This is a genomic window from Novosphingobium colocasiae, assembly GCF_014652555.1.
In the GTDB taxonomy this organism is placed as follows: domain Bacteria; phylum Pseudomonadota; class Alphaproteobacteria; order Sphingomonadales; family Sphingomonadaceae; genus Novosphingobium; species Novosphingobium colocasiae.
In genome coordinates this window covers 1-9,846 of sequence record NZ_BMZA01000037.1, presented here as the reverse complement: position 1 = coordinate 9,846, position 9,846 = coordinate 1, and the positions used below count along the sequence as shown (strand labels likewise).

Annotated in this window: 7 protein-coding genes and 4 pseudogenes; 4 read left to right on the top strand and 7 right to left on the bottom strand. The window is 60.6% G+C overall.

The annotated features are described in order from the left end of the window. Positions 1 to 149 precede the first annotated feature (149 nt). Complete coding sequence (gene istB / locus IE122_RS17770) at positions 150 to 887, top strand: IS21-like element helper ATPase IstB (protein WP_189622579.1); 738 nt, start codon at positions 150 to 152, stop codon at positions 885 to 887. A gap of 121 nt (positions 888 to 1,008) precedes the next feature. Here istB and IE122_RS17765 read toward each other — a convergent pair. The 4 genes and pseudogenes from IE122_RS17765 to IE122_RS17750 all read right to left on the bottom strand — a co-directional run. Next, positions 1,009 to 1,149 (bottom strand): annotated as a pseudogene (locus IE122_RS17765) (IS630 family transposase); the annotation flags it as partial. A gap of 163 nt (positions 1,150 to 1,312) precedes the next feature. Then, on the bottom strand, positions 1,313 to 2,065 hold the full coding sequence (locus IE122_RS17760) for an enoyl-CoA hydratase/isomerase family protein (protein WP_189622578.1): 753 nt from the start codon (positions 2,063 to 2,065) through the stop codon (positions 1,313 to 1,315). Between the two features lie 189 nt (positions 2,066 to 2,254). Next, positions 2,255 to 4,318 (bottom strand): 3-hydroxyacyl-CoA dehydrogenase NAD-binding domain-containing protein, encoded by a 2,064-nt coding sequence (locus IE122_RS17755; protein ID WP_189622577.1) that lies wholly within the window; start codon positions 4,316 to 4,318, stop codon positions 2,255 to 2,257. 193 nt (positions 4,319 to 4,511) lie between these two features. Next, complete coding sequence (locus IE122_RS17750) at positions 4,512 to 5,249, bottom strand: SDR family NAD(P)-dependent oxidoreductase (RefSeq protein ID WP_189622576.1); 738 nt, start codon at positions 5,247 to 5,249, stop codon at positions 4,512 to 4,514. A 398-nt stretch (positions 5,250 to 5,647) separates the two neighbouring features. Between IE122_RS17750 and IE122_RS17745 the strand changes: the two genes are divergently transcribed. After that, entirely contained in the window at positions 5,648 to 7,078 is a 1,431-nt protein-coding gene (locus IE122_RS17745; RefSeq protein WP_189622575.1) for an aldehyde dehydrogenase family protein, read from the top strand. 110 nt (positions 7,079 to 7,188) lie between these two features. After that, positions 7,189 to 7,581, top strand: a complete 393-nt coding sequence (locus IE122_RS17740; protein WP_189622574.1) for a hypothetical protein — start codon at positions 7,189 to 7,191, stop codon at positions 7,579 to 7,581. Positions 7,582 to 8,247: 666 nt separating this feature from the next. Here IE122_RS17740 and IE122_RS17735 read toward each other — a convergent pair. From IE122_RS17735 to IE122_RS17730, 3 pseudogenes are all read right to left on the bottom strand, one after another. Then, positions 8,248 to 8,442: pseudogene (locus tag IE122_RS17735) on the bottom strand (IS3 family transposase); the annotation flags it as partial. After that, a pseudogene (locus IE122_RS18655) lies at positions 8,373 to 8,600 on the bottom strand (hypothetical protein); the annotation flags it as partial. The pseudogenes IE122_RS17735 and IE122_RS18655, both read right to left, overlap by 70 nt. A 15-nt stretch (positions 8,601 to 8,615) precedes the next feature. Beyond that, a pseudogene (locus IE122_RS17730) lies at positions 8,616 to 9,050 on the bottom strand (IS630 family transposase); the annotation flags it as partial. A 45-nt stretch (positions 9,051 to 9,095) separates the two neighbouring features. Between IE122_RS17730 and IE122_RS17725 the strand changes: the two are divergent. Then, positions 9,096 to 9,846: IS256 family transposase (locus IE122_RS17725; RefSeq protein WP_189622573.1), on the top strand; the 751-nt coding region annotated here is incomplete at its 3' end.

Below are 9,846 nucleotides of genomic sequence, written 5' to 3'. Positions count from 1 at the left end.
TGACATGCTGGGTCTCCTTGTTGCCCATTATGCCTCGCCACACACGGAAATCCTGACAGTCCCGGTGCCCGTTCCCCAATCCCCCGAGCAAGAGCTGATCATCCACTCCAACATCCGCGGCTCAAGCTACTACAACTGAAGGAGCAAGAATGCTGAAGCATCCCACTCTGGACCTTCTGGGCCAACTCGGCTTCGCCGGCATGGCTAAGGCCTTCGCCGAGATGGAAAGCAACGATGACGCAGCCAGTCTTAGCCATGCAGAATGGCTGGCACTGCTGCTCGACCATGAGGCCACCTACCGAAATGACAGACGCCTCGCTCTGCGCCTGCGACATGCCAAGCTACGGCACCGCGCCGTGCCCGAGGATGTTGATTACCGAACGCGGCGCAGCCTTGACCGCCGGCTCTTCGAAACGCTGCTCGCCGGAGAATGGATCTCCAGGCACGAGAACTTGGCCATTATCGGCCCAACTGGCATCGGCAAAAGTGGGTTGGCCTGTGCGATCGGCCACAAGGCCTGCCGCGATAACCGCTCCGTTCTCTACACCAGGCTGCTGCGGCTGATCGACGAACTCACGCTGGCCAAAGGTGACGGCCGTATCGCCGCCCGCATGAAAAGCCTCACCAAGGTCGAGTTGCTGATACTGGACGATTGGGGTCTTCAGCCACTCGACGGCAACGCCCGGCCTCATCTCCTCCAAATCCTCGAGGACCGCTACGGTCAGCGCTTAACGCTCGTCACCAGCCAGCTTCCCGTGGCCCGCTGGCATCAGACCATAAACGATCCGACCTACGCCAACGCCATCCTGGACCGCCTCGTGCACTACGCGCACCGCCTCGAACTCGAGGGTGAATCCATGCGTCGACCAGCAACTGCAGCCGCTTGACCAAGGCGCCAACATAGGTGACATCACGACCAACGATCAGGCGCTTCAACTGCGCGCGATCAGATCGGAACGCTGCGCGGCATCAAATCGGAATGCCTGCGTGCGATCGTCGGAATCCGCACGCCCCAAAGATCCATGCCGAAGCCCGGCGCAGATCACGGGGCGCAAAGGGTATCGTGCCGTGTTTGGCCCAGCGCCGGGTAATCTGCGTCTTCTGTCCGATCCGGGCCTCATGTTGCCACCACAGCTCTATCGGTGTGCCTTTGGGCAGGTGCCTAACGGCGCATGATCAGCGCGCAATGCACTGCCCGCCGACCAAAGTCGCCGTCAATCAGCCCCTAAATCAACGCCCTGCCCCCACCCGCGCACAGGTCTCTTGAGCCCAGAATGCGAGCGCCGAGATCAAGTTGCTACGATCGTGCGGATTACCGCTCCAACAGCGATGACGCCTTGGCCGTAGCGTGATCGTGCAATTCCAGCGTTACGGTTGCCTCGTAACAAAGGCCTTCGTCCAGACCAACCCGTTCCACTTGTCCATACAGGTCCTTGTAAGCGGTCACTGAATCGGCGCTGTTTGCAACGATGCTCGCCGCAAGGGACGCAACCTCTGCATCCAGTTGCTCTGCAGGCACCGCACGCAGGATAAGCCCGATCTCGACGGCTTCGGCGGCCGAAATCCGGCGAGCTGTAAAGCTCATCTCCTTGGCGCGCTGTAGTCCGATTCGGCGCGGCAGGCGCTGACTCAGCCCCCACTTGGGCCGCATGCCTATCTTAGCATGGGTATCGCAAAAGACGGAGTTATCCGAGGCCATGATGAAGTCGCAACCGAGCGCGATCTCCAAACCACCGGTGAAGCAATAGCCGTTCACCTTGGCGATCGTTGCCTGCGGCATCGTCTCTAGTAGGTCGATCACAGCACGCGCATCGGCAGCGAACGCCCTAGAGCTTTCCGCCGTATATTCGGGCGAACTGACCGATTTCAGGTCCACCCCAGCGGAAAACGCCCGCCCTGCGCCCGTCAGCACCAGCACGCGCGCATCGGACGCGGCGACTTTGCGCACCATTACCAGCAGATCACGCACCAGAGCGGGCGACAATGCGTTCAGCTTATCGGCACGGTTAATGGTCAGCGTAAACACCGCGCCATTGTCTTCCAGAACCAACTGATCGTCAGCCATTGTCGTCCTTCGGCAGAAGGTTCCACTTCGCCCTTGGGGACAAAGTTATCGACCCAAAGCGTTATATGACGCCCGGATGGAAGGCAGCCTCATACTTGCCGCTGACCGGGGACCCATGGTTCGACCGTCCATCGGCCCCCGCAGCAAGTTCGCAGATAGATGATTCGGTCCCGAAGGGCCGCGCCTGACTCAGCCGGTGAAGCTGCCGCCAGACTCGGCCAATTTCACCAGCAGAGGTGCCGGCTCGAACTGCGGTCCATGGATGCTGGCCAGCCGGCGCAGTTCCGCAACGATCTTCGGCAAACCAACCGAGTCGGCCCAGAACATCGGGCCGCCTGTATAGAGCGGCCAGTTGTAGCCCAGGATGCATGCGACATCGATGTCAGAGGCGCGGATGGCAATGCCCTCCTCAAGAATGCGCGCACCTTCGTTGACGACCGGATAGAGCGTCCTGGCAATCAGGTCGTCCTGGCTCAGCGGGGGCGACTGGGGTATCCCGCGCTCGGCGGCCACGTCCGCGATGATGTTTGCGACGAGCGGCGAAGGCGTGGCCTTCCGGTTTTCGTCGTAGTCGTAGTAACCTGCCCCCGACTTCTGTCCGCGACGGCCTGCGTCAAGCAGGTCCTGCTTGACCGTGCGATAAGGCTCGCTGCGGTTGATGACGTCCAGTCCGACGAGGTCCATGGTGGCGAACGGCCCCATCCCGAACCCGAAGCCGTAGATGGCCTTGTCGACCAGTTCGGGTGGCGTCCCTTCGAGGATCACCGCTTCGCACTGCTCTCGGCGCGGCGTCATGATGCGATTGGCTATGAAGCCGTCGCAAACGCCGCTCACCACCGGAACCTTGCCGATCTTGCCAGCCAGCTTCAGCGAGGTCGCAAGCACGTCGTCGGCGGTCTTCTCGCCACGCACGATCTCGAGAAGGCGCATGACATTGGCCGGCGAGAAGAAATGCAAGCCGATCACCGATTCAGGCCGCGCTGTCGCCCCGGCGATCTCGTTCAGGTCAAGGAAGGACGTGTTGCTCGCCAGGATCGCGCCGGGCTTGGCTACTGCATCCAAGCGGCTGAAAATGTCCTTCTTCACGTCCATGCGTTCAAAGACAGCTTCGATGACGAGATCCACGTCCGACAAGTCCGCCATATCGAGCGAGGGCGTTATCAGCGCCATACAGCGCTCTACTTCGTCTGTAGTGATGCGTCCGCGCTTGGCGCTGTTCTCATAATTACGTCGGATCGTCCCGATGCCGCGGTCAAGCGCCTCCTGCGTCATCTCCATGAGGGTGACGGGGATGCCAGCCGACAAGAAATTCATCGTGATGCCGCCGCCCATCGTGCCGGCACCGATTACACCGACCTTGGCGATATTCCTGAGTGCAATGTCGGCGGGCAGGCCCGGAACTTTGCCACCCTGGCGTTCCGCGAAGAAGTAGTAGCGCTGGGCTGCGCTCTGCGTGGAGTCGCGCAGTTCGACGAACAGTTCGCGCTCCCGCACCATGCCCTCGTCGAACGGGAGGGTCACAGCGGCCTCGACCGCCTTGATGATGTTCTCGGGGGCCATGTAACCGCGCGAGGCCTTGGCTGCCTTGGCGCGCGCAGCCGCGAAGATCGGAGCCTTGTCGGCCACAGCATCGAGCTGGTCACGGCGGTCACGCACCTTGGTGACGGGACGACCTTCGGCAATAACTCGGTTGGCGAAGGCGACGGCGCCTTCCAGAAGCGCGCCTTCGGGAACGAGTTCGTCAACCAGCCCCAGTTTGAGCGCCTCGTTCGCCCCCACCTGACGGCCGGACAGCATCAGGTCAAGCGCCAGTTCAGGTCCGACGATGCGAGGCAGACGCTGCGTCCCGCCTGCGCCCGGCAGCAGGCCGAGCTTGACCTCAGGAAGGCCCAGCTTCGCACTGGGGACGCTGACGCGGAAATTGCAGACGAGTGCGAACTCGCAACCGCCACCAAGGGCCGTTCCGTGGATTGCGGCAATAACCGGCTTGCCTGCATCTTCGATCCCGGCGAACACGGTGCCCAGCAAAGGCTCTTGCGGCGGCTTGCCGAATTCGGAAATGTCAGCGCCCGCGAAGAACGTGCGGCCAGCGCAGATGACAACGATGGCCTTGACCGTGTCATCGGCCTTGAATGCATTGATGGCGCCGTGAAGACCCTCGCGCACGGCAATCCCAAACGCGTTTACAGGAGGGGAATCGATCGTAATGATCCCGACTTCGCCCTGCTTTTCGCTCGTTGCAACAGCGTTCATGAAAACTCCCGATTACTTAAAATTGGCACGAAATTCGGCGATCATCGCCGCCATGGCCGACAAATCGCTTCAGCAGAGCTTGAGGAAATCACGGTATCTCGCGAGACATCCTCCAGCCCGCAGACCAGAGCAAGGTCCGGAACCACACGCCAAAGCTTATTTCACCTGTGATCGACAGCCATACGAGGTGCTATTAGTTCAGCGTACGTCCGCCATCGGCGACAATCGTATGCCCGACGATGTAGCTGGCCATCGGCGATGCGAGGAACAGCGCGATCGACGCAATCTCGTCCGCCTGCCCGATCCGTCGGAGCGGAATACCCGCAACGCGTGCGGCGAGCCGCTCCGGATTTTCCGACGTTACACTGATCATCTTTGTTTCGACCAGCCCCGGAGCGATACCGTTAACGCGAATTCCGTCGCGGGCCCAGGCCGCACCCAATACGCGGGTCAAATGGATGACCCCCGCCTTGGAGGCCGCATAAGCCGGGTTGGCGATGGTCGCGCGCAATCCCCCCACCGAACTGATCGTGATGATGCTCCCTTCGCTGTCCGACAGGAGCGGCTTCAGCTTGGTCGCGCAGTCGATTTGCGAATTGAGATTGATTTCGACGATGCGTCGAAACGTCTCGGGTTCGAATTCGCGCCGGCCATATTCCACTGACCCTTGCGAAAGAACCATCACGTCGAGGCGGGTAAGGCCGGGATCCCAATCCGCGAGCATTGCGGAATTGCTCACATCGAGCCGTGAATATGCCAGCCCCTCGAAATCGACAGCTTGTTCAGGACCATATTCCGCGGGAGACGCGCGGGTCCCGGTCACCATCACGTCGGCTCCGGCCGCCTTGAATGCGCGAGCAGTGGCATTGCCAATACCGCTGGAACCGCCAACCACGAGCACCTGTTTTCCGGCGAAATTCAAGTCGGTCATCGTACCCCAATCTTTGTTGCAGGCGCAATCGACGCGCCTCTCCACAAGCCTCACTCTGATGGGGAGGCCTGACATTAGCCTGCCAGCGCTTATAGTCCCGAACGTTGCCTCGACACCGAGGGCGTATTGCTGCAGTTGGGGACCTATTTGCTACGCGGCCAAATGGGCTGCAAGATTGGAACCCCAGTATTACAGGTGCATTTTCAAACACAGCTCGTCCGACAACGCCGACCCATATTATATATGGAATGTGCAACCAAAGACGGCTGCAGGCTGATTGCAACAAGTCTTGTTTTGGTCGATCAATCTCGCGCAAAGGGTCGGTAGTGCCGGACTAGAAAATGCGGTTTCTGCGTTCGAGCCATCATGCACAGTTCCGACGATCCAGAGGAGAGACAATGTTCCGGTATTTGCATTTTATCGGTAAGGATGTTGAGCCCGATACCGGGCGGTTCATCGACAAGTTGTCTCCTGCTACCGGTCAGAAGATCGGAGAGGTCGCTGTCGGTTCTGCTGCCGACGTTGATCGTGCGGTCCGGCATGCCTGGGCTGCCTTCCCGGCCTGGCGCGAACAGCACCCTATGGCGCGCGGCCGCATTCTCATGGCCATAGCCACCAAACTTCGGGAGCACGCGGCGAAGCTCGCTGAAATGGAACGCGTCGAGACCGGAAAGCCTGCCTGGCAGAACCCGCACGAGATCGAGGGCAGCGCCAAGTATTTCGAGTTCTACGCCGGCCTGGTCAGCATTAACCACGGCGAGATTATAGATCTTGGCCCCAACTACCACTCCTACACCACGCGCGAGCCTTTCGGTGTGGTCGGCGTTATTACACCTTGGAACGCCCCGCTCCAGCAAGCCGCGCGCGCGATTGCCCCTGCTTTGGCCGTTGGCAACGTGGTAGTTGTCAAGCCTTCCGAGGAAACCCCCGGAACCTCCGCTTTTCTCGCGCAGATCGCCGTTGAGGAATGTGGCCTGCCGCCCGGCGTGCTCAATGTCGTGCAAGGAAATGGCGTGGAGACGGGCGCCTCGCTCGTCTCGCACCCGCTCGTCCGCAAGGTGGCCTTTACCGGCAGTCTCCGGGCTGGGCGCGAAATCGGCAAGATCGCGGCTGAGCGGGTCATTCCGTTGACGCTTGAGCTTGGCGGAAAATCCCCCAATATCGTCTTCGAAACAGCCGATCTCGATGCGGCGGTTGCCGGGTCGGTCAGGGCCTTCACGCTCAACGCCGGCCAGATCTGCGTCGCGGGCACGAGGCTGCTCGTTCAGCAATCTATCTACGACGACTTCGTTTCCCGTCTGGTTGCCGCCGTCAAGGCAGTGACGGTCGGACCTCAGGATGATGCTTTCGTCGGCGCGATCACCACTTGCGCACAGTTCGAAAAGGTAAAGGCCTACTTTGAAATCGGGGTGGCCGAAGGTGCAACGATCGCAGCCGGCGGCGAGGCCTTGTCGCCTGAGGAAAGCAACGGCGGCTGGTATATCCGTCCTACGGTCTTCACGAACGTGAAGCAGGATATGCGGATTGCGAACGAAGAAATCTTCGGGCCTGTGCTCGTCGTCATTCCGTTTTCGGACGAAGCCGAGGCAATCAAAATCGCAAACGACACCGACTACGGCCTTGGCGCGGGGATTTGGACAAAGGATCTCGCCTGTGCACATCGCGTAGCGGCCAAGCTCGAAGCAGGACAGGTTTTCGTCAACGAGTACCAGGCTGGCGGCATCGAAACCCCGATGGGTGGCTACAAGCAGAGCGGCTATGGCCGTGAAAAGGGCGTCGAATCGCTCCACCACTACTCACAGCTGAAGTGCACCACCATCCGTCTCTGATCAGGCATCGACGCGTCAGACATCCCTGTTCGTCGCGTCAAGCTGTAACGCCAGTCTGGGTCGCCTGGCTTTGCTTGAAAGCCGAAAGACCGTGATGATGATCGCCATAAATGCCGACGCCGTTTCATAGCCAGAATGATACAACAACGAAGGGAGAGGAAATGGAAACTGCAAGTGGCCTCACGGCTCGTCTCTTCGTACTGTTCGCAGTCGGCGCGCTCGGGCAAGTTGGCGGAGGGGCAACCCTCGGACGTACCGAGGGCTTTACCAACCCTTTGTGGACGGCGATCTGTTTGCTTCTCTTCGCGGTATCGATCGGAGCGCTCGCCAAAATGGTACAAGAGGGTGGGCCAATCAGCATCATCATGCCGGCGCTCGCCGCAACCGTCCCGCTCGCTTTGGTCTTCATCGGCGTTTTCTTCTTGGGCGAAAGCGCCTCTTGGCCCCGCATCGGCCTGCTTGCCCTCGCATGCATTATCATTGGGATATCAGGCACTCTCTGACGGGTACTGACCTTCCCCCCGTTGGCTTCCTCGATCTGATGTAGAGTCTGCCCCAACGTGATCCGACACGATTCTCTTGACCACCCGGGGTTAGAGTTCCCGGCCAGGGTCACGGTGACGGGCTGGGTGCGTCACCGGGATTCATCAGCGTGATCGGGGGCATGTTCCCGATCGCGCTGTGCGGTCGCTCTTCGTTGTACAACGCGGCGACGCAACGCCCACGGGACCGAACTTCGAGAAGTTCTCTATCGTTGGCATCCCTGGGCTGGGCTTCGTGTCCACGTCCATGAGAAGGTCGAGCGAGCGGGTTGGGATATACTTCGCTGCAGCAAGGCGGGAGCAACGTCGGACCGATGGCTCGAGATTCCGGCGTGGATGTTCGACTGCACCGCTTGCGCCCTGGCGCGCATAGGCTCGGCGCCCCAGGTCGACGTCGGCGCGCTGAGCGCACTGGCCAAGCTGTTGCGAACTGCAAAGTCGGTTTCGGCATCATCGGTTTCGAGCGCAGCATCGAGCCCTCACGACTCACATTCGGGAGGTCTCAATGCCGTGCAAGTCCAAGACGTTGCAGCTCGATCTGTTCTCCTGCCCACGCGATTCCGGGATAACGCAGACACCTCGGTGGCACACGCTGCCAGCGCAGACACGCCAGACGTTGACGGCGCTGGCCCAAACATCATTCACGCGGGAGGCCGCGCAGCGGTCTTCCCTCAGTTTCGCCTTCACCCTTCGCTTGGGCGTCTTGTTACGCAGCTGGAGGCCCAACTCGTTGTAAATCCTGTGTGTTCGCTTCATGTTGATCTCCCAGCCTTCGCGGCGAAGAAGAACGTGCACCCACCGGTAGCCGTAGCGGACCCGGGTGTGGATTCACATCCGAAGTGCAACGGGTTGAAAGTTTCGGCTGGAGTTTTGAAGCCGAGGCATTTTCTGGGCGTGTTGTTGTAGTTTGCGAGGATGGCATCGAGTTGCTGCTGGGGCAACGCGGTGGGGTCGATTTTGGTGGGAAGCGCGCGTCTTATACCAATGTGCATTGATCAGTACCCATGTGCCCATTGGCGCATTCCGATGGACATGATGCGCCACGGCTGGTCGACGAGCTTGTTCCATGCGAAGCAGCAGTGGTCGACGATGTCGTCGTAGGATTTGAAGATGCGGTTTGACAGCCAGTTGTCGCGCATGAACTGCCAGACGTTTTCGACCGGGTTGAGTTCAGGGCATCGTGGCGGCAGCGGCATCAGGGTGATGTTTGGAGGCACGACCAGTTCGGCCGATCCGTGCCATCCGGCCTGATCGAGCAGGAGGACCGCATGCGCGCCTGGCGCGATGTGGAAGGCGATTTCCTCGAGATGCATGCTCATTGCCCCGCTGTTGCAACGGGGCATGACGATGCCGGCGGCCTTGCCTTCGGCGGGACAGATCGCGCCGAATAGCCAAGCGGAAGAGCGACGTTGGTCCTTGGGACTGTCAGGATTTCCGTGTGTGGCGAGGCATAATGGGCAACAAGGAGACCCAGCATGTCACGACGGAAAGACCCTTCTATACCGAACGAGATCCTCGATCAGCTGCTTGCCGGTACTGACGCGGCGGCGGCGCTCAGCCAGGGCGGCCTGCTCGATTCGCTGAAGAAGGCGTTTGCCGAACGGGCCCTCAACGCGGAGATGGATCATCATCTCGGCCAGGAGGAGCAAGGAAGCAACAGTCGGAACGGCTATGGCCGCAAGACGGTGACGACCGACAGCGGACGGATCGAGATCGAGGTGCCACGCGATCGGGCCGGCAGTTTCGATCCGCAGTTGATCGCCAAGTACCAGCGTCGCTTCCCCGGCTTCGACGACAAGATCATCTCGATGTACGCGCGCGGCATGAGCACGCGGGAGATCACCGGGCATCTGCGCGAGCTGTATGGGATCGACGCCTCGCCCGATCTGATCAGCACGATCACTGACGCAGTCCTGGAGGAAGTCGCGGCCTGGCAGCAACGGCCGCTGGACCCGGCCTATCCGCTGGTTTTCTTCGATGCGATCCGGGTAAAGATCCGGGACGAAGGCATGGTCCGCAACAAGGCGATCCATATTGCCCTGGGCGTCATGGCCGACGGCACCAAGGTCGTTCTCGGGCTATGGCTGGAGCAGAATGAAGGCGCCAGGTTCTGGCTGCGCGTCATGAACGAACTGCGCAACCGCGGCGTCGAGGATATCATGCTGGCCGTCGTCGATGGCCTCAAGGGCTTCCCAGACGCCATCACCGCCGTCTTCCCCGAAGCGA

Bases quoted from the DNA above. Each gene is read 5' to 3' on its own strand.
- istB (WP_189622579.1), top strand. From the start codon at position 150: ATGCTGAAGCATCCCACTCTGGACCTTCTGGGCCAACTCGGCTTCGCC.
- IE122_RS17760 (WP_189622578.1), bottom strand. From the start codon at position 2,065: ATGGCTGACGATCAGTTGGTTCTGGAAGACAATGGCGCGGTGTTTACG.
- IE122_RS17755 (WP_189622577.1), bottom strand. From the start codon at position 4,318: ATGAACGCTGTTGCAACGAGCGAAAAGCAGGGCGAAGTCGGGATCATT.
- IE122_RS17750 (WP_189622576.1), bottom strand. From the start codon at position 5,249: ATGACCGACTTGAATTTCGCCGGAAAACAGGTGCTCGTGGTTGGCGGT.
- IE122_RS17745 (WP_189622575.1), top strand. From the start codon at position 5,648: ATGTTCCGGTATTTGCATTTTATCGGTAAGGATGTTGAGCCCGATACC.
- IE122_RS17740 (WP_189622574.1), top strand. From the start codon at position 7,189: ATGCCGACGCCGTTTCATAGCCAGAATGATACAACAACGAAGGGAGAG.